25 protein-coding genes are annotated in these 23857 nt (G+C 72.1%); 14 read left to right on the top strand and 11 right to left on the bottom strand.

What is annotated here, in order from left to right; all coding sequences use genetic code 11:
- The first annotated feature begins 16 nt into the window (after positions 1-16).
- The 6 genes from K4G59_RS16175 (at position 17) to K4G59_RS16150 (ending at position 5948) form a co-directional block, all read left to right on the top strand.
- Positions 17-382 carry a cytidine deaminase-like protein gene (locus K4G59_RS16175; protein WP_231252097.1) on the top strand — a complete coding sequence of 122 codons (366 nt, stop codon included), beginning with the start codon at positions 17-19 and terminating at the stop codon, positions 380-382.
- Positions 383-421: 39 nt separating this feature from the next.
- Entirely contained in the window at positions 422-1789 is a 1368-nt protein-coding gene (locus K4G59_RS16170) for an FAD-binding oxidoreductase (RefSeq protein ID WP_231252096.1), read from the top strand.
- The gene (locus tag K4G59_RS16165; RefSeq protein WP_231252095.1) at positions 1786-3093 is read left to right on the top strand and encodes a class I SAM-dependent methyltransferase; all 1308 of its coding nucleotides are present in this window, start codon (positions 1786-1788) and stop codon (positions 3091-3093) included. Before K4G59_RS16170 ends, K4G59_RS16165 begins: the two co-directional genes overlap by 4 nt.
- A gap of 20 nt (positions 3094-3113) precedes the next feature.
- Positions 3114-3899, top strand: coding sequence for a siderophore-interacting protein (locus K4G59_RS16160; protein WP_231252094.1), 786 nt, complete (start codon positions 3114-3116; stop codon positions 3897-3899).
- Positions 3892-4959, top strand: a complete 1068-nt coding sequence (era, locus tag K4G59_RS16155; protein WP_231252093.1) for a GTPase Era — start codon at positions 3892-3894, stop codon at positions 4957-4959. The genes K4G59_RS16160 and era overlap by 8 nt, the downstream gene beginning before the upstream one ends.
- Positions 4960-5051: 92 nt before the next feature.
- A complete protein-coding gene (locus K4G59_RS16150; protein WP_231252092.1) occupies positions 5052-5948 on the top strand; it encodes an AMIN-like domain-containing (lipo)protein in 897 nt (298 codons plus the stop codon).
- Here K4G59_RS16150 and K4G59_RS16145 read toward each other — a convergent pair.
- The 7 genes from K4G59_RS16145 to K4G59_RS16115 are packed head-to-tail and all read right to left on the bottom strand — an operon-like array spanning position 5938 to position 12328.
- The gene (locus tag K4G59_RS16145) at positions 5938-6762 is read right to left on the bottom strand and encodes a septum formation family protein (protein ID WP_231252091.1); all 825 of its coding nucleotides are present in this window, start codon (positions 6760-6762) and stop codon (positions 5938-5940) included. The two genes, K4G59_RS16150 and K4G59_RS16145, sit on opposite strands and share 11 nt — an antisense overlap.
- A complete protein-coding gene (locus K4G59_RS16140) occupies positions 6759-7244 on the bottom strand; it encodes an NAD(P)H-dependent oxidoreductase (protein ID WP_231252090.1) in 486 nt (161 codons plus the stop codon). Before K4G59_RS16140 ends, K4G59_RS16145 begins: the two co-directional genes overlap by 4 nt.
- A gap of 46 nt (positions 7245-7290) precedes the next feature.
- Positions 7291-8034, bottom strand: a complete 744-nt coding sequence (locus K4G59_RS20575; RefSeq protein WP_231252089.1) for a FadR/GntR family transcriptional regulator — start codon at positions 8032-8034, stop codon at positions 7291-7293.
- Positions 8035-8094: 60 nt separating this feature from the next.
- Positions 8095-8871 carry a 3-oxoacyl-ACP reductase gene (locus K4G59_RS16130; protein ID WP_231252088.1) on the bottom strand — a complete coding sequence of 259 codons (777 nt, stop codon included), beginning with the start codon at positions 8869-8871 and terminating at the stop codon, positions 8095-8097.
- A 1-nt stretch (position 8872) separates the two neighbouring features.
- Positions 8873-10240: an aldehyde dehydrogenase family protein gene (locus K4G59_RS16125; RefSeq protein ID WP_231252087.1), complete on the bottom strand. Its 1368-nt coding sequence runs from the start codon at positions 10238-10240 to the stop codon at positions 8873-8875.
- A complete protein-coding gene (locus tag K4G59_RS16120) occupies positions 10237-10983 on the bottom strand; it encodes a gamma-glutamyl-gamma-aminobutyrate hydrolase family protein (RefSeq protein WP_231252086.1) in 747 nt (248 codons plus the stop codon). The genes K4G59_RS16125 and K4G59_RS16120 overlap by 4 nt, the downstream gene beginning before the upstream one ends.
- Positions 10964-12328 carry a glutamine synthetase family protein gene (locus K4G59_RS16115; RefSeq protein WP_231252085.1) on the bottom strand — a complete coding sequence of 455 codons (1365 nt, stop codon included), beginning with the start codon at positions 12326-12328 and terminating at the stop codon, positions 10964-10966. The genes K4G59_RS16120 and K4G59_RS16115 overlap by 20 nt, the downstream gene beginning before the upstream one ends.
- 196 nt (positions 12329-12524) lie before the next feature.
- On the opposite strand from K4G59_RS16115, the gene eat reads away from it, so the two are divergent.
- From eat to K4G59_RS16080, 7 genes are all read left to right on the top strand, one after another.
- Positions 12525-13973 carry an ethanolamine permease gene (gene eat, locus K4G59_RS16110; protein WP_231252084.1) on the top strand — a complete coding sequence of 483 codons (1449 nt, stop codon included), beginning with the start codon at positions 12525-12527 and terminating at the stop codon, positions 13971-13973.
- 41 nt (positions 13974-14014) lie between these two features.
- Positions 14015-14773 carry a class I SAM-dependent methyltransferase gene (locus tag K4G59_RS16105; RefSeq protein ID WP_231252083.1) on the top strand — a complete coding sequence of 253 codons (759 nt, stop codon included), beginning with the start codon at positions 14015-14017 and terminating at the stop codon, positions 14771-14773.
- 178 nt (positions 14774-14951) lie between these two features.
- Entirely contained in the window at positions 14952-16679 is a 1728-nt protein-coding gene (gene leuA, locus K4G59_RS16100; RefSeq protein WP_231252082.1) for a 2-isopropylmalate synthase, read from the top strand.
- A 17-nt stretch (positions 16680-16696) separates the two neighbouring features.
- A complete protein-coding gene (locus tag K4G59_RS16095) occupies positions 16697-17563 on the top strand; it encodes an alpha/beta fold hydrolase (protein WP_231252081.1) in 867 nt (288 codons plus the stop codon).
- Positions 17564-17606: 43 nt separating this feature from the next.
- Positions 17607-18338 (top strand): DNA repair protein RecO, encoded by a 732-nt coding sequence (recO, locus tag K4G59_RS16090; protein ID WP_231252080.1) that lies wholly within the window; start codon positions 17607-17609, stop codon positions 18336-18338.
- Positions 18339-18514: 176 nt separating this feature from the next.
- On the top strand, positions 18515-19384 hold the full coding sequence (locus tag K4G59_RS16085; protein WP_231252079.1) for a hypothetical protein: 870 nt from the start codon (positions 18515-18517) through the stop codon (positions 19382-19384).
- A gap of 46 nt (positions 19385-19430) precedes the next feature.
- Positions 19431-20207, top strand: a complete 777-nt coding sequence (locus K4G59_RS16080; protein WP_372461827.1) for an isoprenyl transferase — start codon at positions 19431-19433, stop codon at positions 20205-20207.
- 12 nt (positions 20208-20219) lie between these two features.
- On the opposite strand, the gene K4G59_RS16075 is transcribed toward K4G59_RS16080, so the two are convergent.
- The 4 genes from K4G59_RS16075 to K4G59_RS16060 are packed head-to-tail and all read right to left on the bottom strand — an operon-like array spanning position 20220 to position 23410.
- Complete coding sequence (locus tag K4G59_RS16075) at positions 20220-20636, bottom strand: Fur family transcriptional regulator (RefSeq protein WP_231252078.1); 417 nt, start codon at positions 20634-20636, stop codon at positions 20220-20222.
- Complete coding sequence (locus K4G59_RS16070) at positions 20623-21642, bottom strand: metal ABC transporter permease (protein WP_231252077.1); 1020 nt, start codon at positions 21640-21642, stop codon at positions 20623-20625. Before K4G59_RS16070 ends, K4G59_RS16075 begins: the two co-directional genes overlap by 14 nt.
- Positions 21639-22442 (bottom strand): metal ABC transporter ATP-binding protein, encoded by an 804-nt coding sequence (locus K4G59_RS16065; protein ID WP_231252076.1) that lies wholly within the window; start codon positions 22440-22442, stop codon positions 21639-21641. Before K4G59_RS16065 ends, K4G59_RS16070 begins: the two co-directional genes overlap by 4 nt.
- Positions 22436-23410, bottom strand: a complete 975-nt coding sequence (locus tag K4G59_RS16060; protein ID WP_231252075.1) for a metal ABC transporter substrate-binding protein — start codon at positions 23408-23410, stop codon at positions 22436-22438. The genes K4G59_RS16065 and K4G59_RS16060 overlap by 7 nt, the downstream gene beginning before the upstream one ends.
- A gap of 63 nt (positions 23411-23473) precedes the next feature.
- On the opposite strand from K4G59_RS16060, the gene K4G59_RS16055 reads away from it, so the two are divergent.
- Entirely contained in the window at positions 23474-23803 is a 330-nt protein-coding gene (locus K4G59_RS16055) for an antibiotic biosynthesis monooxygenase family protein (protein ID WP_231252074.1), read from the top strand.
- Positions 23804-23857 lie beyond the last annotated feature (54 nt).

Below are 23857 nucleotides of genomic sequence, written 5' to 3'. Positions count from 1 at the left end.
CACTAGGCTGTCGACCATGACCCACGCGCCGGAACCCGCCGACCTCAGCCCCGAGGACGCCAAGCTGGTGACGCTCGCCCGCGCCACCCGGGTGCGCGCCCGGGCCGAGGAGGGCGCGGCGGTCCGCGACCTCGACGGCCGGACGTACGCCGCCGCGAGCGTGCGCCTGGAGCACCTCGGCCTGTCGGCGCTGGAGGCCTGCGTGGCGATGGCGGTGGCCTCCGCGGCGGCCGGCCTCGAGGCCGCGGTCGTGCTGACCGACGCAGGTCCGGACTCCGTTCCCGACCTCGGTGCGGTGGCCGACCTCGCCGGCCCAGGTGTCCCGGTCCTCGTCGGCGAGCCGGGCGGACGCATCCACACCCGCACGACCACGGGCACTTAGACCCTCGCTGGGCCGCCTGCCGCTCGCTAGCGTGGAGGGGTGCAGACGCCGGTCGGACGTGAGCAGCACCAGCAGGGGGTCGCGAGGCTCCGGGCCTCCTACGCTGCGCTGGGGCAGGATGCGCCGGTCCGGCTGGCCAAGCGCACCAGCAACCTGTTCCGGGGCCGTGACGGCACCTCCGCCGGCCTCGACGTCTCGGGCCTGGCGGGCGTCGTCGAGGTCGACGGTGACGTGGCCGACGTGCAGGGCATGTGCACCTACGAGCACCTCGTCGAGGTCACGCTGGCCCACGGCCGCATCCCACTCGTCGTGCCGCAGCTGAGGACGATCACCCTCGGGGGCGCGGTGAGCGGCTTGGGCATCGAGTCCACCAGCTTCCGCCACGGCCTGCCGCACGAGTCGGTGATCGAGATGGACGTCCTGACCGGCTCCGGCGACGTCGTCACCAGCAAGCCGGGCGACGCGCTCTTCGACGCCTTCCCCAACTCCTACGGCTCGCTCGGCTACGCCACGCGGCTGCGCATCGAGCTCGAGCCGGTGCCGGCCTTCGTCGCGCTGCGCCACGTCCGCCTGCACGACCCCGCCTCGCTCGCTGCGGTGGTCACGCGGATCGTCGAGGACCGGGCGTGGGACGGCGAGCGCGTCGACGGCCTCGACGGGGTCGCCTTCAGCCCGACCGAGCTCTACCTCACCCTCGCCCGCTGGACCGACGAGCCGGGGGAGACCTCCGACTACACCGGGCAGCAGGTGTTCTACCGCTCGCTCCAGCAGCGCACCACCGACCGGCTCACGGTGCACGACTACCTGTGGCGCTGGGACACCGACTGGTTCTGGTGCTCGCGGGCCTTCGGCGCCCAGCACCCGCTCGTACGCCGGGTGTGGCCGCGCCGGCTGCGTCGCTCCGACGTCTACTGGAGGCTCGTCGCGCTGGACCGGCGCCTCGGGGTCGGCGACCGCCTGGACCGGCTGGCCGGCCGCCCGCAGGGCGAGCGGGTCGTGCAGGACGTGGAGGTCCCGGTGGGTCGGCTCCCGGAGTTCCTCGACTGGTTCGACCGCGAGGTCGGGATGCGCCCGGTCTGGCTGTGCCCGCTGCGGCTGCGGCGCGACGACGCCGGTGAGCGGCCGTGGCCCGGCTACCCCCTCAGTGCGGGCGAGACCTACGTCAACGTCGGGTTCTGGGGCGTGGTCAACGTCGGTCCCGACGCGCCCCGGTCGCCCCGCAACCGTGCGATCGAGGCGAAGGTCTCCGAGCTCGGCGGCCACAAGAGCCTCTACTCCGAGGCGTTCTACGACCGTGGGGACTTCGACCGTCTCTACGGCGGCGAGCACCTCGCGCGGGTCAAGGCGCTCCACGATCCCGACGACCGGCTGACGTCCCTCTACGACAAGGTGGTGCACCGACGATGAGCTCCCTCTTCCACACCGACAGCCGTCACGGTCCCGAGCGCCGCGTCTCGATCGGCGAGGCGATGGACCGGCTCGTGCGGGGCGGGCTGCCGCTGCGCTTCACGGCGTACGACGGCAGCAGCGCCGGGCCGACCGACGCCGACCTCGGGATGCACCTGCGCACCGAGCGCGGACTGGCCTTCCTGATGACCGCACCCGGCGACCTCGGCATGGCGCGCGCCTACGTCAGCGGCGACCTGGACCTGTCAGGGGTCCACCCCGGCGACCCGTACGACGCGCTCGTGCTGCTGAAGGACCACACGAGGTTCCGGGTGCCGACGCCGTCCGAGGCCGTGCTCATCGCCCGCAGCCTGGGGGTGTCCCGCCTGCGACCGCCACCCCCGCCGCCGCAGGAGCACCTGCCCCGGTGGCGGCGCGCGGTGGAGGGTGTGCGTCACTCGATGACGCGCGACGCGGAGGTGATCTCGCACCACTACGACGTCTCCAACCGCTTCTACGAGCTCGTGCTCGGCCCGTCGATGGCCTACACCTGCGCCCTCTACGAGACACCGGAGGCCACCCTCGAGCAGGCGCAGGCGGCGAAGTTCGACCTGGTCTGCCGCAAGCTCGACCTGCAGCCCGGCCAGCGCCTGCTCGACGTGGGCTGCGGCTGGGGCACGATGGTGCGCCACGCGGCGCGCGAGCACGGCGTACGCGCCGTCGGCGTCACGCTGTCGCTGGAGCAGGCCCAGTGGGCCAACGAGGCGATCGAGCGCGAAGGCCTCGGCGACCTCGCCGAGGTGCGCCACCTCGACTACCGCGACGTCGTGGAGACCGGCTTCGACGCGGTGAGCTCGATCGGGCTGACCGAGCACGTCGGGGTGCGCAACTACCCCGCCTACTTCGCCCACCTGCGCGACCGGCTCCGACCGGGCGGGCGGCTGCTCAACCACTGCATCACGCGCCCGCGCAACACGCGTCAGGAGACCGGCGCCTTCATCGACCGCTACGTCTTCCCCGACGGTGAGCTGATCGGGTCGGGCACGATCATCGCCGCCGCGCAGGACCAGGGCCTGGAGGTCCAGCACAGCGAGAACCTCCGACCGCACTACGCCGCCACGCTGCGCGACTGGAACCGCAACCTGGTCGAGCACTGGGACGAGTGCGTGGCCGAGGTCGGGGAGGGCACGGCACGGGTGTGGGGCCTCTACATCGCCGGTTCCCGCATCGGCTTCGAGCGCGACGAGGTGGAGCTCCACCAGGTGCTGGCGACCCGCAACCACGCCGACGGACGCTCCGACTTCCCGATGCGCCCGCACTGGTGAGCCACCGATAGCCTCTTGGGGTGAGCACCCGCGCAGCCCAGTTCCAGGCGACCGTACGTCGCCGCGAACCGCTGTCGGACCACCTGGTCCGGCTGGTCCTCGACGGCCTCGACGGTCCCGACGGGTTCGCCAGCACCGGCGTGCCCGACGAGTGGGTCGGTCTCGTGGTGCCGGGGCAGTTCCAGAGCCGCTACTACACCGTCCGCGACTTCTCCGGGGGCGAGCTGACCCTCGACGTGGTGGTCCACGACATCGGCCTCGTCACCGAGTGGGCGATGCGCGACTGCGTGGGCGACACCGTGACGATCACCGAGCCGAAGTCGTCCTTCGCCCCCCCGGCCGGGGCGACGTGGCTGATGCTGGTCGGCGACCTCACCGCCATGCCGGCGATGGCGCGCATCGTCGAGGCCCGCCCCGACCTGACGACGTACGTCCTCGCGGAGGTCCCCGACGACCTGGCCGGCTACCTCCCCGAGGGCCCCGACGTCACCTGGCTCAGCCCGCCGTCCCCCGGCCAGAGCGCGCTCGCCGAGGTCGTCGAGGGCATCGAGTGGCCCACGGGTGAGGGCTACTTCTGGATGGCGGGGGAGTCGGCGCAGATGCGGGCGATCCGCAAGCACCTGATGCGCGTGGTGGGCCTGCCCACCAGTCACTACGACGTCATGGGCTACTGGCGCGCCACGACCGGCCGGCAGCCGCGGGCGGTCGATCCGGGTCCGCTCTGGCGCGCGGGCAAGGCGGCAGGGAAGAGTGACGAGCAGATCTGGGCCGAGTACGACGCAGCGCGAGAGGCGAGCGATGGCTGACGAGCAGGACCGCACCGACCAGGACGTGGTGGAGGAGACGGTCGACGAGACGGACGTCGAGCTCGACGAGGACCTCGACGACGAGGACGACGAGGACTTCGACCTCTCCGGGGTCGCGCCCGCCGGCGCGTTCTACTCCGCACCCGAGGGCTACCGCAGTGGCTTCGCCTCCTTCGTCGGTCGGCCCAACGCCGGCAAGTCGACGCTGACCAACGCGCTGGTCGGGCAGAAGATCGTCATCACGTCCTCCAAGCCGCAGACCACGCGCAACGTCGTGCGGGGCATCGTGCACCGCGACGACGCCCAGCTGATCCTCGTCGACACCCCGGGCCTCCACCGCCCCCGCACCCTGCTGGGGGAGCGGCTCAACGACCTGGTCCGCACGACGTGGGCCGAGGTCGACGTCGTCGCCGTCTGCTTCCCCGCCAACGAGAAGATCGGCCCCGGCGACCGCTTCCTGGTCACCGAGCTTGCCAAGGTGCGCCGCACCGTCCGCATCGCGGTGGCCACCAAGACCGACCTGGTGACCCCCGAGCAGCTCGGCCAGCACCTGCTCGACATCGCCGCTCTCGGGGCCGAGACCTCGACCGAGTGGGCCGAGATCGTGCCGGTGTCGGCGGTCTCGGGCGACCAGGTCCAGCTGCTCGCCGACCTGCTGGTCGGCCTCCTGCCCGAGGGCCCGCCGCTCTACCCCGACGGCGATCTCACCGACGCGCCGGAGGAGGCGCTCGCCGCCGACCTGATCCGCGAGGCGGCGCTGGAGGGGGTGCGGGACGAGCTCCCGCACTCCATCGCGGTGGTGGTCGAGGAGATGGGCCTGCGCGAGGGGCGCCCGGCCGACAAGCCGCTGCTCGACATCGTGGCCAACCTCTACGTCGAGCGTGACTCCCAGAAGGGCATCATGATCGGCCACAAGGGATCGCGGCTGCGCTCGGTCGGCACCGCTGCGCGCAAGCAGATCGAGGCGCTGCTCGGCACCCCGGTCTACCTCGACCTCCAGGTCAAGATCGCCAAGGACTGGCAGCGCGACCCGCGCCAGCTGCGCAAGCTCGGCTTCTGACGGCCGGTCGGGGCAGGGACCTGCGGCACTGGCCGACGCGCTGCACCGGGTCTAGGTTCGGGTGCACGGTCGCCCGACACTGGAGGTCCGCCATGAGGATCCCGCGCCTGTTGTCCTCGACGTCGCTGCTGGTGGCGCTGCTCGTCCCCGTTCCCGCCTCGGCGGGAGTCGCCGTGGTGCCTGCTCCGGGCGCACGGCCCGCCGCGCTGCCCCAGCTGGTCGACGTACGCGCCGTGCACCGCGACGGTGTCGATCGCGTGGTCCTGCAGTTCGACGACGGCATCCCGGCGGGCGTCGACGTGCGCTACGTCGACCGGCTCCGCGGCGACGGGTCGGGCCTGCCGATCCGCATCGCCGGCCGCGCGATCCTCCAGGTCGGGCTGCACCTGACCCGGACCGACCGCGTCTCGAGCGCCCCGGCCCGGCGGGCGTTCGCCACGCCCAACGTCATGACCGTCGTGCGCTCGGGCATGTTCGAGGGTTGGACGACGTACGGCGTCGGGCTGGCCCGGCGCGCCCCGGTGGACGTCGTCCGGCAGCCCGCCCGCGACCGCGTCGTCGTGACCGTGGGCGCCGGGTTCCGCACCGTGCAGCGCCGGGTGTTCTTCCTCGACGAGGACCGCTTGGTCGCCAACCAGGAGCCGTTCTTCGTCCCCCGACTGCGGCCCGTCCCGGTCGGCTCACCGGCCACGGGCGCGATGGACCGGCTCTTCGCCGGCCCCCTCGACCGGGAGCGCGTCCGCGGCCTGCGCCTCGTGCGCTCGCGTGCCACCGGCTTCGCGGACCTCGCCATCGCCGGAGGCATCGCGCGCGTGCGGCTGCGGGGCGGGTGCAGCAGCGGCGGTTCGACCGTGACCATCGCCGGCGAGATCATCCCGACGCTGCGGCAGTTCGACACGGTGGACCGGGTCAAGGTCCTGGATCCCTCCGGGGCCACCGCCGACGCGACCGGGCCGGGGAACTCCATCCCGGACTGCCTCAACCCGTGACGGGCACCCAGCAGATGCCGTAGCGCTGTCCGGCGTCCCACTGCTCGCGGGTGGGGGCCTCCTGCGACCAGGTGAAGTCGAGCGGGTCCGTCGCGGCCGCGCGGGCGTCGTCGCGGCATGTCGGGTCCATGCGCGCCGCGACCGCGGCAGGTCGCGGCAGCCGACCACCGGGCAGGTCGACCGTCGACGTCGCCCGCCACGTGTGCCGCTCGCTGCACGACACCCGTCGGAAGGCCGGGCTGCCGGGCGCCGCGGTGGCGCACATCTCGATCACCGGAGCGTCGCCCCAGCCCTTCGTCCGGCGCGGCAGCGCCAGCAGCTCCCGAGGGCCGGCGACCGCCACGACGTCGCAGCGGAACCAGTCGGCGCCGGCCTCGGCGCGGGCCGGGCTCGGCGTGAACCACACGGCCCTGACCATCGTGAGCCGCAGGTCGCGCGGTGTCACCCCGAGGTGCCGCGGCAGCCGCGCCGTGCACGTCGTACGTGCCTGGCGTTGGGCGGCCTCTGAGTCCACGCTCCGCGTCCGACCCGCAGGAGTGGTCAGTCGCAGTCGGCCGACGGAGTAGGTCTGGGCGGTGTGCCGTCGGCCGCACGCCACGGGGGCGGTACGCCCGACCACCGCGACGGCCTGACGGAAGGTGAGGGCGTGGCACTCGCCCACCTCGGGCGTCGGGCCGGGGTCGGGCGGAGGCTCCGGGGGTGTGGACGGGGTCGTCGTAGGGCTCGACGAGGGGCCTGGGTCGTCCGCGGGCGCGGGGGACGTGCACCCGGACAGCGCCAGCACGGCGGCGGCCGCGGCGACGAGGCGCCTCACGGCATCACCAGGGCCGCGAGCGTCCCACCCAGCTCGTACGCCGACTCCCGGTCCGCCTCGCCCACCTCGCCCAGCACCTCCAGGACCGGCGCCGCCTGGCGCCAGGGGAGCGCCCCGACGATCGACTGCACCGAGCGCACCGCGCCCGTCGTGTCGTAGCGGCCGTGGACGTAGAGGCCGTAGGGCCGGCGGCCGCCCTCGGCGCCGGCGGCACCGCCGTCGTCGGCCAGCGCCCCACCGGCCTGGAGGAAGATCGTGTCGAAGAAGTGCTTGAGCGCACCGCTCATGTAGCCGAAGTTCGCCGGGGTGCCGAGCAGGTAGCCGTCGGCGGCGAGGACGTCGTCCGCGTCGGCCTCGAGCGCCGCCCGCACCACGATCTCGACCCCCTCGATCGCGTCGTCCGAGGCTCCGGCGACCACTGCGTCGGTCAGGGCACGCACCGACGGCGTCGGGGAGTGGTGGACCACCAGCAGGCGAGGCACGCGACCGAGGCTAGCGTGGGCGTCGAACGCCGCCCGTCACGTGTCGTCAGGTGAGGAACCCGTGGAGGAGCGCCGACGTCCCCGCCAGGTGCTCGGCCATGGCCGAGCGCGCCCGCGCCGGGTCCCCGTCGTGGATGGCGGCGACCACGCGGGTGTGCTGCTCGTTGGAGTGCGCGATGTTGCGCTCGAGCAGGGGGATGGCACCGAGCAGGACGTTGAGCCGGCTCCGGGCGTCGGCGACCGCGGCGGTGAGCGAGGCCGATCCGGTCATCTCCGCGATCGCCAGGTGCAGGCGGGAGTCCATCCGGCGGTAGTCGGTCAGTGTCGCGGCGGAGCACTCGTCGAGGCACGCGCGCAGGTGGGACCGGTCCTGCTGCCTGAGGGCGGCTCCGGCGGCCGCCTCAGCGGCGCCGACCTCCAGCACGTGTCGCATCGTCAGGACGTCCTCGACCTCCTGGGCCGAGACAGCCTGCAGCCCGAGCGGGCGGAGCGGCTCGGTCGTCTGCTGGGCACGCACGAACGTCCCGCCGTGCCGCCCGCGGCGCGACTCCACGAACCCGGCACGGGCGAGCTCGCGGATGGCCTCCCGCAGGGTGGCCCGGGAGACGTTGAGCCGGGCCGAGAGGTCCCGCTCCGCCGGCAGGCGGCCTCCCGGGGGCACCACGCCGAGCTTGATCGCCTGGAGCAGGCGCTCGACCGTCTCCTCGAACGCGTTGCCGGCCCGCACCGGGCGGAACACCGCCTCGTCCGCCGGCGAGCGGGGGGACGCCCCCGGGCCTGCGTCGCTCACCCCTGCCCCCTCGGCCGACGCACGGGTGGTGGGCGTACGGACGACGACACCTCGACCGACCTACACCGGCGTGACGTACGCACCGGCGATCCCACCGTCCACGAGGAAGGAGGAAGCGGTCATGAAGGACGAGTCGTCACTGGCCAGGAACGCGACCGCCGCGGCCATCTCCTCCGGCTCGCCGAAGCGTCCCATCGGCACGTGCACGAGCCGGCGCTGCGCGCGTTCCTCGTCCGAGGCGAACAGCTCCTGCAGCAGCGGGGTGTTTACCGGGCCCGGGCACAGCGCGTTCACCCGGACCCCCTGGCGGGCGAACTGCACACCGAGCTCGCGCGTCATCGAGAGCACGCCGCCCTTGGAGGCGCTGTAGGAGATCTGGGAGGTGGCTGCACCCATCACGGCGACGAAGGAGGCGGTGTTGATGATGGACCCCTTGCCCTGCTCGAGCATGTAGGGGAGGACCGCCTTGCAGCAGTAGTAGACCGACGTGAGGTTCACCTCCTGGACCCGGCGCCACGCCTCGACCCCGGTGACGAGGATCGAGTCGTCCTCCGGCGGGGAGATCCCGGCGTTGTTGAAGGCCACGTCGATGCGCCCGTAGGTCTCCCGGGCCTGGTGGAAGAGGCCCTCGACGGCTTCCTGGTCGGTGACGTCCACCTCGACGAAGAGTCCCTCCACCTCCTCGGCAGCAGCGGTCCCGGCCTCGACGTCCAGGTCGGCGATCACCAGGTGGGCTCCCTCGGCGGCGAGTCGGCGTACGCTGGCCAGCCCGATGCCGCTGGCGCCCCCGGTGACCACGGCCACCCGCCCCTCCAGTCTCCTGCATGCGTGGGTCATGTCACTCCTCGGTCGAGATGAAGACGTTCTTGGTCTCGGTGAACGCCTCGACGGCGTCCGGTCCGAGCTCGCGACCGAGCCCGGACTGCTTGAAGCCACCGAACGGCGTGGAGTAGCGGACCGACGCGTGGCTGTTCACCGACAGGTTGCCGGCCTCCACTCCTCGCGACATCCGGATGGCGCGGCCGACGTCGCGGGTCCAGATCGACCCGGACAGGCCGTACTCGCTGCTGTTCGCGATCCGCACGGCGTCCGCCTCGTCGTCGAAGGGGAAGACCGAGACGACCGGTCCGAAGATCTCCTCCACCATGCTCGGGTCGTCCGCGCGGGTAGGAGCGAGCACCGTGGGCGGGAACCAGAAGCCGTCGCCGTCGGGGGCCGAGCCGCGGAACGCGACCGGCGCGTCCGACGGGACGTAGGAGGCCACCTTGTCGCGGTGGGACGCGGAGATGAGCGGTCCCATCTGCGTGGTCTCCGCGGACGGGTCACCGACGGCGAAGCCCGCGACCGCGGGCTCGAGCAGCTCCATGAAGCGGTCGTAGGCACTGCGCTGGACGAGGATCCGCGAGCGCGCGCAGCAGTCCTGCCCCGCGTTGTCGAACACCCCGCCGGGGGCGGCGGCCGCTGCCCGCTCGAGGTCGGCGTCGGCGAAGACGATGTTGGCGCTCTTGCCGCCGAGCTCCAGGGTGACCCGCTTCACCTGCTCGGCACACCCCGCCATGATCGCCTTGCCCACGGCAGTCGAGCCGGTGAACACGACCTTGCGCACCGCTGGGTGGGTGACGAACCGTTCGCCGACGACCTTGCCCTGGCCGGGCAGCACCGTGAGCACGCCCTCGGGGATCCCCGCCTCGAGCGCGAGCTCGCCGAGACGGATCGCCGTCAGCGGGGTCATCTCCGCGGGCTTCAGCACCACGGTGTTGCCCGCGGCGAGCGCAGGAGCCATGCCCCAACCGGCGATCGGCATCGGGAAGTTCCACGGGACGATGATCCCGACGACCCCGAGCGGCTCGTGGAAGGTCACGTTCAGGCCGCCGGCCACCGGGATCTGCCGCCCGCTCAGACGTTCGGGGGCAGCGGAGTAGTAGTGCAGCACGTCCCGGACGTTGCCGGCCTCCCAGCGGGCGTTGCCGATCGTGTGACCGGCGTTGCGCACCTCCAGGCGGGCCAGGTGCTCGAGGTCGTCGTCGACGGCCTCGGCGAATCGGCGCAGCAGGCGACCCCGGTCGGCCGGCGCGACGTCGCGCCAGGCCGGGTAGGCCGCTGCCGCGCCCGCGATGGCTGCGTCGGTCTCCTCCACGTCGGCGAGGTGGACGGTCTCGACCACCTCCTCGGTGGCCGGGTTGAGCACGTCGTAGGTCTCGGTCACGACTCCTTCTCCCTCCAGCGACCCGCCGCGGCGACGAACGCCTCGAAGAGTCGCAGGTCCGTCTGGTCCTCCTCGGGGTGCCACTGCACGCCCACGACCCAGCTGTCGCCGGGGAGCTCCACGGCCTCCACCAGGCCGTCCGCCGCCCGCGCGGTGGCGACGAGGGGGGTGGGCACCGTGTCCAGCCCCTGGTGGTGGTGGCAGGGCACCTGCGTGCGCTCGCCGACGATCCCGGCCACGAGGCTTCCGGCGACGGTGGTGACGGCGGTGGACCCGAACGACCCGGGCGCGGGACCGTGCCCGGTGTGCCCGAGCAGGTCGGGGAGGTGCTGGTGCAAGGACCCGCCGAGCGCCACGGTCATCAGCTGCGCACCCCGGCACACGCCGAGCACCGGGGTGCCTCGATCCAGGGCGGCGGCGAGGAGCCTCTTCTCGTGGTGGTCGCGGTCAGGCCGCGTGCCCGCCGTGGCCGCGTGCGCCGCCGCGCCGTAGCCGGGCGGGTCGAGGTCGGCGCCCCCGATCAGCAGCAGCCCGTCGAGGACCTCGAGGACGCCCTCGTCGGTGCCCGCCGGAGGAAGCAGCAGCGGTACGCCGCCCGACCGGGTGACGGCATCGACGTACACCGCCGGCACGAGGGCGGCGGGCCGGTGCCACACGCCCCAGCTGGCCGTCTCGAGGTAGGTGGTGAGGCCGATGCGAGGTCGGCGGGCGGGTCCGCGCGCCTCAGAGACGTTCGAAGCCACGTTCCCTCTCCCACGTGGTGACCGCGGCGTCGAACGCGGTGAGCTCTACGGCAGCAGCATTGAGGTAGTGGTCGACCACGTCGTCTCCCAGGGCCTTCCTGGCGAACGAGGAGTCGGCGAGCGCCTGCCTCGCATCGCGCAGGGTCGTCGGCATCTTCGCCACGTCCGAGGTGTAGGCGTTGCCGCCGAACGCCGCGTCGAGGGGGAGCTCGCGCTCCACGCCGTCGAGGCCGGCGGCGATCATCGCGGCGGTCGCGAGGTAGGGGTTGACATCACCGCCGGGCACCCGGTTCTCGAAGCGCAGCGACTCGCCGTGGCCGACCACGCGCAACGCGCACGTGCGGTTGTCGAGCCCCCAGGCGATGCCGGTCGGCGCGAAGCTTCCTGGCACGAAGCGCTTGTAGGAGTTGACGTTGGGGGCGAAGAAGTAGGCGAGCTCGTGCAGGTGCTCGACCTGGCCGGCCAGGAAGTGCTGCATGAGTGGGGAGAACCCGTGCTCCTCGTCGCCGGCGAACACGGCCTCGCCGGCCTTGGAGCGGAGGCTGAAGTGGATGTGGCAGGAGTTGCCCTCGCGTTCGTCGTACTTGGCCATGAACGTGATGCTCTTGCCGTGTGCCGCCGCGATCTCCTTGGCGCCGGTCTTGTAGAGCACGTGGTTGTCGCAGGTCGCCAGCGCCGTCTCGTAGCGGAAGCCGATCTCGTGCTGACCCGGGTTGCACTCGCCCTTCGCTGTCTCGACGTAGAGCCCCGCGCCCGTCATCGAGTTGCGGATGTCGCGCAACAGTGGCTCCACCCGGCCGGTGCCGAGGAGCGAGTAGTCGATGTTGTACTGGTTGCCGTTGTCCAGGCCCCGGTAGCCGCGGTCGAACGCCTCCTCGTAGGTGTCGTTGAAGAGCATGAACTCCAGCTCGGTGGCGGAGTGCGCCTCGAGCCCGAGGTCGTCGAGGCGCTCCAGCTGCCGCTTCAGGACCTGCCGGGGGGCGACGGGGATGGCCGAGCCGTCGAGCCACTGCACGTCGCACATGACCAGCGCAGTGGCCGGGAACCAGGGGATCAGCCGCAGGGTGTCGAGGTCCGGGTGCATCAGCAGGTCGCCGTAGCCGCGCTCCCACGAGGACATCTCGAAGCCCTCGACGGTGTTCATGTCCACGTCGACGGCCATGAGGTAGTTGCACCCCTCGGTCCCGTGCCCGGCGACCTCCTCGAGGAAGTAGCGCGCACCGCAGCGCTTGCCCTGCAGCCGACCCTGCATGTCGGTGATCGCGACGAGCACGGTGTCGATCTCGCCTGCGTCGACCATGGTCCGCAGCGTGTCGAGATCGAGCATTCCTGGGGTGCTGCCCATCGGGTCTCCTCGCGGGATTTGGGTCACTGTCAGGCCATTTCCGCCATGCAACACCCCGTTGGATGCCGTGTCAATGAGCGAGGGGGTCTTGACAGATCCCGGCCGATTCACAATCGTTCAAGCGATCCCAAAGGTCCACTGACGACCCAATCCCCTTCTGCGTCTCGGGCAGACGACCGCACGACCGGAGGATGACATGACCAGCGAGCGACGGCGTGTGCGCGGTGCGGACTACGAGAACGTCGAGAGCGACTACCTCGCCAGGAGACAGCTCAACCAGGGAGCCGCCGGCTGGGTGCTGCTGGCCGGCCTGGGTGTCGCCTACGTGATCTCCGGCGACTTCGCCGGTTGGAACTTCGGCATCGCCGAAGGCGGGTGGGGCGGCCTGCTGATCGCCACCGTGCTGATGGCCACGATGTACACCTGCATGGTCTTCGGCCTCGCCGAGATGGCCTCGGCGATGCCGGTCGCCGGCGCAGGCTACGGCTTCGCACGCCGCGCGATGGGACCCCTCGGAGGGTTCGCCACCGGTGTTGCGATCCTCATCGAGTACGCCATCGCTCCCGCTGCCATCGCGGTGTTCATCGGCGGCTACATCGAGGCGCTGGGGCTCTTCGGGCTCACCGCGGGCTGGCCGACCTACCTCGCGACCTATGCCGTCTTCGTCGGGATCCACCTCTACGGCGTCGGCGAGGCGCTCAAGTTCATGTTCGCGATCACCGCGGTCGCCGTCGTCGCGCTGATCGTCTTCGTGGTCGCGATGGCCCCGAAGTTCGACACGTCCAACCTCTTCGACATCGCCCCCACCTCCGCAGCGGGCGCCAGCGACTTCATTCCCTACGGATATGCCGGAGTGCTCGCCGCCCTCGTCTACGGCATCTGGTTCTTCCTCGCGATCGAGGGCGTGCCGCTCGCGGCCGAGGAGTCGAAGAACCCGCAGAAGGACATGCCCAGGGGCCTCATCACCGCCATGGCGGTGCTGCTGGTCACAGCCGCTCTCATGCTCACCCTCGCGCCGGGAGGGGCCGGCAGCTCGGTCATCGCCGAGTCGGACAACCCGTTGCCGCTCGCTGCACGCACCGCCCTCGGCGAGGGCAGCTGGGTCGCGGACTTCGTCAACTACGTCGGCCTGGCCGGGCTCGTCGCCAGCTTCTTCTCCATCGTCTTCGCCTACTCACGCCAGCTGTTCGCCCTGTCCCGGGCGGGCTACCTGCCGCGCTGGCTCTCGGTGACCAACTCGCGCAAGACACCTACCTTGGCGCTGATCGTGCCGGGCACCATCGGGTTCATCCTGGCGGCCGTCACCCAGGACGGCGCACTGCTGATCAACATCGCCGTCTTCGGCGCGACGGTGTCCTACGTGTTGATGATGGTGTCGCACATCCTCCTGCGGATGAGGCAGCCGGACCTGCCGCGTCCGTACCGCACCCCGGGCGGGATCGTGACGACGGGTGTGGCGCTGGCCCTCGCCATCACCGCGGTGATCGCGACGTTCTTCGTCGACAAGGTGGCAGCCGGCTGGACCGCCGCGATATTCGTCGCAGCCCTGGCCTACTTCTGGTTCTACAGCCGCCACCACCTCGTCGCCAGCGCCCCGGAGGAGGAGTTCGAGGCGATCACCAGTGCCGAGCGGGACCTGGCCTGAACGGGGTTCTCGTCCGGACCGCGCAGCGGTAGCGTCGCATCGTGTCGTTCGAGGTGGCTGGTGAGGCGTACGACCGGTTCATGGGTCGCTACTCCCGGCCGCTCGCGGCCGACTTCGCCGACTGGCTGGAGCCGACGTACGGCCAGCGTGCGGTCGACGTCGGCTGCGGACCCGGAGCCCTGACCGGGGCGCTCGTCGACCGGCTGGGTGCCGATCGTGTCTCCGCCGTCGATCCTTCGGCCCCCTTCGTCGACGCTGTCCGGTCCCGCCTCCCCGGGGTGGACGTGCGGCAGGGAACGGCCGACTCGCTGCCCTACGACGACGACACCTTCGACGTGGCAGCGGCCTGCCTCGTCGTCCACTTCATGCCCGACCCAGTGGCCGGCCTCACCGAGATGGTCCGCGTCACCCGCCCCGGCGGGTGGATCGCCGCGACGGTCTGGGACCTGGCCGGCGCGCGTGCGCCGATGTGGCCGGTGTGGGAGGCGTTCGGCGTGATCCGTCCGGGCGGGCTCGCCGAGGAGAGGCTGCCCGCCGGCACCGAGGACGGGCTGCGGCGGATGCTCGGGGTCGCTGGTGTCCGTGACATCGAGTCGCTGGAGATGCCGGTCGTCGTCACCCACGACAGCTTCGAGGAGTGGTGGACGCCCTACCTCGAGGGCGTCGGCCCGATCGGCGCGGAGCTCGCGGCGCTCGATGCCACCGACCGCGAGCGGATCGAGGAGCTGTGCCGTGACCGGCTGGGGGCGGGTCCGTTCGACCTCACGGCCGTGGCGTACGCCGTCCGCGGCCGCGCTTGAGGTGCCCGTGGTCCGCGGACCGGACGGGACGCTGTGCTCGTCCGCGCGGCGGCGTACGCTGGTTGACGTCATGACACGCACCCTCCTCCTTGGCTGCCGCAGCGAGGCCTGAACCGGCCCCCTCGTTGCGGAGTGCGGCGCGCGCCGGTCGCCCGACAACGACCGACACGAGGACACCATGACCAACCTGAGCAACACCGCCAACCAGCAGGGCACGAGCCCGATGCCGTTCGGCCGCTACACCCCGTTCGTGCCCGTCGACGTGCCTGACCGCACGTGGCCGACGAAGAAGGTGGAGAAGGCCCCGCGCTGGCTCTCCACCGACCTGCGTGACGGCAACCAGGCGCTCATCGACCCGATGACCCCGGCCCGCAAGCTCACCATGTTCGAGCTGCTGGTGAAGATGGGCTACAAGGAGATCGAGGTCGGCTTCCCGAGCGCCAGCCAGACCGACTTCGACTTCGTGCGCAAGCTCATCGTCGAGGACCGGATCCCCGACGACGTGCAGATCTCGGTGCTGACCCAGGCCCGTGAGGACCTCATCGAGCGCACCGTCGACTCCCTCGTCGGCGCCCCTCGCGCCACGGTCCACCTCTACAACGCCACCGCGCCGCTCTTCCAGCGCGTCGTCTTCAACGTGACCCCCGACGAGTGCCGCAACATCGCCGTGCGCGGCACCGAGATGGTGATGAAGTACGCCGAGGAGCGGCTCGGCTCGATCGTCGGCACCCAGGACTTCGGCTACCAGTACAGCCCGGAGATCTTCACCCAGTCCGACACCGACTTCGCGCTCAGCGTGTGCGAGGCGGTGTCCGACGTGTGGCAGCCCGAGGCGGGGCGCGAGATCATCCTCAACCTGCCAGCGACGGTCGAGATGTCGACGCCCAACACCTACGCCGACCAGATCGAGTACTTCGGCCGCGGCCTGACCCGCCGCGCGCACTCCGCGATCAGCCTCCACCCCCACAACGACCGCGGCACCGCGGTCGCGGCCACCGAGCTGGGCCTGATGGCCGGTGCCGACCGCGTCGAGGGCTGCCTGTTCGGCCACGGCGAGCGCACCGGCAACGTCGACCTGGTGACGCTGGCGATGAACCTCTTCAGCCAGGGCATCGACCCGCAGGTCGACCTCGGCGACATCGACGAGGTCCGGCGCACGGTCGAGTACTGCACCAACCTGCCGGTCCACCCGCGCCACCCCTACGCCGGCGACCTCGTCTACACCGCGTTCTCCGGTTCCCACCAGGACGCGATCAAGAAGGGCCTGGAGGACCTGGACAAGAAGTCCGCGGCCCTCGGCGTGCCCGTCGGGGAGCTGCCGTGGGAGGCGCCGTACCTGCCCATCGACCCCAAGGACGTCGGCCGCACCTACGAGGCGGTCATCCGGGTCAACAGCCAGTCCGGCAAGGGTGGGGTGGCCTACGTGCTGAAGTCCGAGCACAAGCTCGACCTGCCGCGTCGCGCACAGATCGAGTTCAGCCGCGTCGTCCAGCAGCGCACCGACACCGAGGGCGGCGAGATCACCCCCGAGGAGATCTGGTCGGTCTTCCGTGCGGAGTACCTCGACCGCACCGCCCCGCTCGAGCTCGACTCCGTCCACACCTCCAGCGCGGCGGGGGAGAAGGACCGGCTCACCGTCGGGGTGTTCGTCGACGGCGAGCGCCGGGAGCTGTCCGGCGAGGGCAACGGCCCGATCGCGGCCTTCGTGGACGCCATCTCCGGGCTCGGCCACGACGTGCGGGTCCTCGACTACGCCGAGCACGCTCTGTCGGCCGGCGGCGACGCCATCGCCGCGGCGTACGTCGAGTGCGCCGTGGGCGAGAAGCTGCTCTGGGGTGTCGGCCTCGACGCCAACATCGTCACCGCCTCGCTCAAGGCCGTGATCAGCGCCGTCAACCGCGCGTGACCGGCTAGATTCCCTCCATGTTGGTCAGCGAGCGGATCGGACAGTTCTTCGTCGAGTCCGACGGCGGGCGCGACCGGCTGGAGTACACCGAGTACGGCTCGGGCGACGAGTGGGTGGTGCTGCTCCACGGCTTGCTCATGCCGCGACGCATGCAGCAGCCGCTGGCGCGGGCGATGGCCGCCCAGGGCCTGCACGTGGTCACGCTCGACCTGCTCGGCCACGGCCGCTCCGACCAGCCCGCCGACCCGCTCGTCTACTCGATGACGTCGTTCGGCGAGCAGGTTGTCGCACTTCTCGACCATCTCGGCGCTGAGCAGGCCGTCATCGGCGGCACCTCGCTGGGCGCCAACGTGTCCCTCGAGGTCGCGGTGATCGCCCCCGAGCGGGTCAAGGGCCTGATCGTCGAGATGCCGGTGCTCAACCACGCGCTCGTGGCCGGGATCCTCGCCTTCGTGCCGATCATGCTGGCCGCGCGCTACCTGCCCTTCACCGCCAACACGCTGCAGAAGCTGTCGCGGTCGGTGCCCCGCGGCATCGTCCCCTTCTGGGCCGGGATCGGCCTCGACACCGTCGACCACCGCGCCGACTCGGTCGCCTCGGTGCTGCACGGCGTGATCTTCGGTCGCCTGGCGCCGTCGTCGAGCCAGCGCCGCCGGATCCACGCCCCGGTGTTCCTCGTGGGCCACCCGATCGACCCCATCCACCCGTTCGTCGACGCCGACATGCTCGCCGCCGAGCTGCCCAACGTCCGCTTCGAGCGCGCCACCTCGATCCTGGAGTGGCGCTTCCGGCCGGACCGGCTCACCGCGGCCGCCGCGGACTTCGCGCTCGAGTGCTGGCGGGCCGCGGCGCCCGCCACCACCGCCCGGGCGCGGAAACGCTGAGCGCCGACCGTCTCCAGCGGGGTGTGTGGGGGAGGATGTAGCCGTGCCCCTCTACCGCGACGAGGCGGTCGTGCTCCGCACCCACAAGCTGGGCGAGGCCGACCGCATCATCACCCTGCTGACGCGACAGCGCGGCAAGGTGCGCGCCGTCGCCAAGGGAGTGCGGCGTACGACGTCGCGCTGGGGATCGCGACTCGAGCCGTTCGCCCACGTCGACCTCCAGCTCGCCGAGGGACGAAGCCTCGACGTGATCACCCAGGCCGAGACGCTCGATCCGTTCAACTCCCGCCTCGGCATGGACTACGACCGCTACACCGCGGGCACCGTGATGCTGGAGACCGCCGACCGTCTCGTCACCGAGGAAGGAGAGCCGGCGGTCCAGCAGTTCCTCCTCCTCGTCGGCGGGCTGCGGGTCATGGCGACCGGCCAGCACGGGGCCAAGCAGGTGCTGGACTCCTACCTCCTCCGCTCGCTGTCGGTCGCCGGCTACGCGCCCTCCTTCGACCACTGCGTGCAGTGCGGCGTCGAGGGCCCGCACCGCTTCTTCAACCCCTCGGCCGGGGGCGTGCTCTGCACCTCGGACAAGCTGCCCGGCTCCGCCACGCCCGCCGCCGAGACGGTGCTGGTCCTGGGCGCGCTGCTCGTGGGTGACTGGCCCGTCGTCCACGCGGCCGACCCCCGCCACCTGCGAGAGGCCAGCAACCTCGTCTCGGCCTACCTCGCCTGGCACCTCGAGCGTGGCCTGCGCTCGATGGCGTACGTCGAGCGCTACTGACGACGGCCGACGGGCAGCGCCGAGAACTGGGTCGGACATGTCCGACCTCGCGCGGCGGCACCCCCCGATAGGGGATGTTGCGTCATCTGCATACCCCACCGGATCGGAACCTCGTTGGGCCGGAAGGGGGCAGGTCGGCCCCCTCCACACCACTGCGGACTCCGGAGGCGATCATCATGTCAGACCCCACAGATCTGCTGCTGCGACACCGGGCGGTGCGCTGGACCGTCCTGCTGGGCGTCGTCCTCGCGATGTCCCTGTCCCTCGCCCCAGCGTCGCACGCCACGGACGGCGGGCATCTGGGCGACCTCACCGACGTCGCGGGAGCGGTGACCGAACCCGTCGTCGAGCCCGTCGTGGAACCGGTGCACGCGGCCGTCCAGACGGTGGTCCCACCGGTCGAGCACGCCGTCGAACCGGTCACGGCGCACGTCGTCGAGCCGGCGCTGTCCCAGGTGGAGCACGCCGGCGAGGCAGCGAGCGGCGGGCCGGAGGACGGTCCGGTCGGTGGTGCGAGCGGTGGTTCGGGCGGCGGTTCGGACGACAGTTCGGGCGGCGGTTCGGGTGGCCCGGCAGCCGGTGGGGACGGCGTGTCGGCCGTCGGGTCCGTGACCGGGTCCCAGCCTCCCGGCGCGACCTCGTCGGCCGCTCCTGCCGGACAGGGCAGCGGCGACGACACCGGCGCGCCGGGTCGACGGGACGGACCGGGGACCGCCGTGGCCGATCGCACACGCGGAGGGCAGCGCCCGTCACCGGCGTCCTGCGACGGGGTCGGCGACCTCCCGGCACGCGGAGCTGCGACTCCCGCCGTCCAGGTCCGCCAGGACGTCCGCTCCAGCGACGCGGCAGAGCCCGGCTGGACCGACGGACGGTCTGCTGACAGGTCCGACGGCTTCCGGGGGTTCGTCCTGCCGGGGGAGGGCGTTCCGGCCCCGGCGCTCAGCGGTCCCGACGCCGCGCGCGCGCTCTGGCTGGCCGTTCTCGTCGCCGTGGCCATCATGCTGGCCATGGGCCTGACCGTGGTCCTGGCGCGCGAGCTGGAGTAGGCCGGTCCCCCGTCGGCGGCCATCGTCCAGCACTACGCTGGCGGACGTGAAGCGACCGGTGAAGCAGCCCACTCCGCACCCCAGTGGCGCTACGCCCCCGCCCATCCCGCGCGGCCTGGTCCCCGAGCACGTCGCCATCGTCATGGACGGCAACGGCCGCTGGGCCAAGGACCGGGGGCTGCCCCGCACGAAGGGACACGAGGAGGGCGAGTCGTCGCTCTTCGATGTCGTGGAGGGCGCGATCGAGATGGGCGTCAAGGCGATCTCGGCCTATGCGTTCTCCACCGAGAACTGGTCACGCTCGCCCGACGAGGTCCGCTTCCTGATGGGCTTCAACCGCGACGTGATCCGGCGCCGCCGCGACGAGATGCACGAGCTCGGCGTACGCGTGCGCTGGGCCGGGCGGGCCCCCCGGCTGTGGAGGTCGGTGATCAAGGAGCTCCAGGTCGCGGAGGAGATGACGAAGGACAACGACGTCCTGACCCTGACCATGTGCGTCAACTACGGCGGTCGTGCCGAGCTCGCCGACGCCGCGCGCGCCATCGGTCGCGAGGTCGCGGCCGGGCGGATCGACCCCGACAAGATCGACGAGCGCACCTTCGCCCGGCACCTCTACGTCCCCGAGCTCCCCGACGCCGACCTCGTCTGGCGCACGTCGGGGGAGCAGCGGCTGTCCAACTTCATGCTGTGGCAGGCGGCCTACAGCGAGATGGTCTTCACCGACGTGCTGTGGCCCGACGTCGACCGCCGCCACCTCTGGGCCGCGGTGGAGACGTACGCCCGGCGCGACCGCCGCTACGGCGGCGCGCTCCCCAACGCCTGACCGCGCGCTGCCTCAGCGGCAGGTCGGGCAGGTCCCGAAGATCTCCAGCGTGTGGCTGAGGTCGGCATAGCCGTGCTCGGCGGCGATGGCGTTGGTCCAGCGCTCGACGGCCGGACCCTCCACCTCGACCGTGGCGCCGCACGTGCGGCACACGAGGTGGTGGTGGTGTGTGTCGGAGCAGCTGCGCCAGATGGCCTCGCCGTCCTCGTTGCGCAGCATGTCGACCTCGCCGGCCTCGGCGAGCGACGAGAGGGTGCGGTAGACGGTGGCCAGGCCGACGGAGTCGCCCTGGCGCGAGATCAGGTCGTGGATCTCCTGGGCGCTGCGGAAGTCGTCGAAGCCCGCCAGGGCGGCTGCGACCGCGCGGCGCTGGCGGGTGGGACGCCGCTGCTGCGTCTGGGTGGTGCCGGGGGCGTCAGTGCTCGTCATAGTGCTCTCCGTGCGGGGCGTGCCGGTGACCGTCGTGGACGTAGTCGAGGTGGTCGTCGTGCGGGACCGCCGGGTGGCCGCAGTCGTCGCCGTGCTGGTGCGGGTGCTCGTCCACCTCGTGCGGACCCGGCGTGCCGGTGCCCAGGGCCGGGAACGGCTCTGCGAGCCGGCGACGGCGACGTGCCCAGACGCCGACCGGCCAGGTCGCGGCGAACATCGCCAGCGCGAGGAGCACGATGGACGGCCCCGGTGCCACGGTGGCCCGGGCCGAGAGCCATGCCGCGACGACCAGCCCGCCGACCGCGGCCACGCCGCCGAGGACCATGGCCCACAGCAGTGTCGAGCGGAAGGAACGCGCGAGCTGCTGGGAGGTGGCGACCGGCACCACCATCAGTGCCGAGACGAGCAGCAGCCCCACGGTGCGCATGGCGACGGTCACGCTGACGGCGGCGAGGACGGCGACGAGGAGGTTGTAGGCGCGGACCCGGAGGCCGGCGACCTTCGCGAACTCGGGGTCGGAGGCGACCGCGAACAGCTGCGGGAGGAGGCCGAGCGTGACGGTCAGGACCACGAGCGCCAGCCCGGCGGTGTACCAGACCTCGGTGGAGCTGATGCTCGTCACGGACCCGAAGAGGTAGACCTGCAGGCCGGCAGCTCCGTCACCGGCGAGTCCGGTGATGAGGACTCCACCTGCCAGCCCCCCGTAGAACAGCAGGGCGAGAGCGACGTCGCCGTTGGTGTGGCCCTTCTCCCTGATGACCTCGATGAGCACGGCGCCGAGGATGGCGACGACGACCGCGGTCCACGTGGGGGAGGTTCCGGTGAGGAGCCCGAGGGCGACGCCGGTCACCGCGACGTGGCCGATGCCGTCACCCAGCAGGGCGAGGCGGCGCTGCACGATGAAGGTGCCGATCGCGGGTGCGGCCAGACCGGTGAGCAGGGCGGCGAGGAGCGCGCGCTGCATGAAGTCGCGACCCAGCAGGTCGAGGAGCTCGGCGGGGCTCATCGGCGATCCTCCCTCGGGTCGAGCGACATGGTGTCGAACGGGGAGCCGACGTGCGGCACGTGGTCGTGCGAGCCGGCGATCGGGTGGTGGTGGCCGTGGACGTCCTCGTGGGCGAGCGGCGGGCCGTCGTAGGCGATCCGGCCGTCGCGCATCACCACCGCCCGGTCCACCAGCGGTTCCAGCGGACCGAGCTCATGGGCGACGAGGACGATGGTGGCGCCCCGCTCGGACAGGGTCCGCAGGGCACCGGCGAGTGCGAGCTGGTTCGGCAGGTCCACGCCGGCTGTCGGCTCGTCGAGGAAGAACAGCTCGGGCTCTCCCGCCAGCGCCCGCGCGATGAGGACACGTTGCTGCTGCCCGCCGGAGAGCGTCGAGACGCCCTCGCTGGCCATGCCGGTGAGACCCACGACCTCGAGGGCGTCGTCGATGGCAGCCCGGTCGGCCTTCCCTGCCGGGCGCAGCAGCGGGCGACGGGTGAGCCGGCCGGAGGCCACCACCTCGCGCACGCTGGACGGCACGCCGCCCGCGGCAGTGCCGCGCTGCGGGACGAAGCCGATGCGGTGACGCTCCTTGAAGTCCTGCAACGGCGTGCCGAAGAGGAGGACGGAGCCCTGGGTGAGCGGCCGCAGCCCGGTGAGGGCACGCACCAGGGTGCTCTTGCCCGACCCGTTGGCGCCCATCAGCGCCACGAACTCCCCGTGCCGGACCACCAGGTCGTTGCCGCGGAGCACCGGACGGCCGCCGAGGGCGACCGTGACGTCACGGGCCTCGACGACCGCGGTTCCGGCGGGGTTCAGCATCCGTTGGCTTGCTGGAGCGCCGCGAGGTTCTGCTGCATGAGAGCAACGTAGTCCGTGGCGCCGTCATCATCGCCCGGTCCCTCGATCGGGTCGAGGACGGCGGTCTCGACACCGGTGTCGGAGGCCAGGCTCTCGGCCATGGCGGGCGAGGCGAGCCGCTCGGAGAACACGGTCGTGATGCCCTCGTCGGCGATGAGCTCCTCCAGGTCGGCGAGCACGGCGGGCGTCGGCTCGGCGTCGGGGGTCAGGCCGGCGATCGCCTCGAAGTGCATGCCGTAGCGCTCGAGGTAGCCGAACGCCTCGTGGCTGACGACGACCGTGTCGCGCTCGCACTCCGCGAGGCCCTCGGTGAATGCGGCGTCGAGGGCCTCGAGCTCGGCCCGCAGCTCGTCGGCGTTGGCCCGGTAGGTTGCCGCGCCGTCGGCGTCGACCTCGGCGAGGCCCTCCGCGACGGCGTCGGCCAGGTCGGCCATCAGCAGGGGGTCCTGCCAGAAGTGCGGGTCGGTGTCGCCGTGGTCGTGGCCGTCCTCGTCGGTGTGCTCGTCGTCGTCGGCGTGCTCGTCGTCGTCGGCGTGCTCGTCCTCGTGGCCCTCATGCTGCTCCTCGAGCGAGCGGAGCTCGACGGACTCGGCGGCGTCGACGAGCACGGCGTCCGAGACGTTCTCGACCGCATCGTCGACGGCGGGCTGGAACTCGTGCTGGAAGACGACCACGTCGGCCTCGTCGAGGTCGGCCGTCTGGGAGATGCCGAGCTCGAGGTCGTGGGGCTCGCCCCCGGGCTGGGTCAGGTTGGTGACCTCCCAGTCGTCGCCCGCCACCCGCTCCGTCGCCCATGCCAGCGGGTAGAACGCCGCGACTGCCTGACGACCACTGTCGGAGTCGGCGGCGCCCGACTGGCCGCACCCGGCAAGGAGGGCGGTGGCGGCCAGGGCGCTGGTGAGGGCGAGGGAGCGGGAGCGGGTCGACATGAGAACGATTCTCAGCGATGTTGAGAACCATTGTCAAACCCACGGTCGTCGTACGCTGGCCCCGTGCTCGTCGTCACCCGCCTTCGTACGCCCCGCCCCGACGCTGCCGCGGAGGACGAGCTGCGCCACGGCCTGCTGCACGCCCTCGGGGTCCTCGCGGCCAAGCCCGGCTATGTCGGAGGGGGGGTCGGCCGCAACGTCGACGACCCCCGCCTCTGGGTGCTCACCACGCGGTGGGAGAACGTCGGCTCCTACCGCCGTGCCCTCGGCTCCTTCGAGGGGAAGATGCACGTCCAGCCGCTGATGGTGCACGCCCTCGACGAGCCCAGCGCCTACGAGGTCGTCGAGGAGGGGACCGACCTCAACGAGGCGCAGCCGCGGTCGATAGGGTGACCGCTCGCCCGCACGAGCCGGCAGCCAGCCGGCGCGACCCGAAGGAACACCACC

Source organism: Nocardioides furvisabuli, from assembly GCF_021083185.1.
Taxonomy (GTDB): domain Bacteria; phylum Actinomycetota; class Actinomycetes; order Propionibacteriales; family Nocardioidaceae; genus Nocardioides; species Nocardioides furvisabuli.
Note: the sequence above shows the minus strand (reverse complement) of the source record. Positions and strands in the feature narration are given on the sequence as shown.

Excerpts from the sequence above, each read along its gene's own strand:
- K4G59_RS16130 (WP_231252088.1), bottom strand. The coding sequence starts at position 8,871 with ATGACCCACGCATGCAGGAGACTGGAGGGGCGGGTGGCCGTGGTCACC.
- era (WP_231252093.1), top strand. The coding sequence starts at position 3,892 with ATGGCTGACGAGCAGGACCGCACCGACCAGGACGTGGTGGAGGAGACG.
- K4G59_RS16115 (WP_231252085.1), bottom strand. The coding sequence starts at position 12,328 with ATGGGCAGCACCCCAGGAATGCTCGATCTCGACACGCTGCGGACCATG.
- K4G59_RS16085 (WP_231252079.1), top strand. The coding sequence starts at position 18,515 with ATGTCAGACCCCACAGATCTGCTGCTGCGACACCGGGCGGTGCGCTGG.
- K4G59_RS16070 (WP_231252077.1), bottom strand. The coding sequence starts at position 21,642 with ATGAGCCCCGCCGAGCTCCTCGACCTGCTGGGTCGCGACTTCATGCAG.
- K4G59_RS16075 (WP_231252078.1), bottom strand. The coding sequence starts at position 20,636 with ATGACGAGCACTGACGCCCCCGGCACCACCCAGACGCAGCAGCGGCGT.
- K4G59_RS16175 (WP_231252097.1), top strand. The coding sequence starts at position 17 with ATGACCCACGCGCCGGAACCCGCCGACCTCAGCCCCGAGGACGCCAAG.
- K4G59_RS16065 (WP_231252076.1), bottom strand. The coding sequence starts at position 22,442 with ATGCTGAACCCCGCCGGAACCGCGGTCGTCGAGGCCCGTGACGTCACG.
- leuA (WP_231252082.1), top strand. The coding sequence starts at position 14,952 with ATGACCAACCTGAGCAACACCGCCAACCAGCAGGGCACGAGCCCGATG.
- K4G59_RS16165 (WP_231252095.1), top strand. The coding sequence starts at position 1,786 with ATGAGCTCCCTCTTCCACACCGACAGCCGTCACGGTCCCGAGCGCCGC.
- eat (WP_231252084.1), top strand. The coding sequence starts at position 12,525 with ATGACCAGCGAGCGACGGCGTGTGCGCGGTGCGGACTACGAGAACGTC.
- K4G59_RS16150 (WP_231252092.1), top strand. The coding sequence starts at position 5,052 with ATGAGGATCCCGCGCCTGTTGTCCTCGACGTCGCTGCTGGTGGCGCTG.
- K4G59_RS16095 (WP_231252081.1), top strand. The coding sequence starts at position 16,697 with ATGTTGGTCAGCGAGCGGATCGGACAGTTCTTCGTCGAGTCCGACGGC.
- K4G59_RS16060 (WP_231252075.1), bottom strand. The coding sequence starts at position 23,410 with ATGTCGACCCGCTCCCGCTCCCTCGCCCTCACCAGCGCCCTGGCCGCC.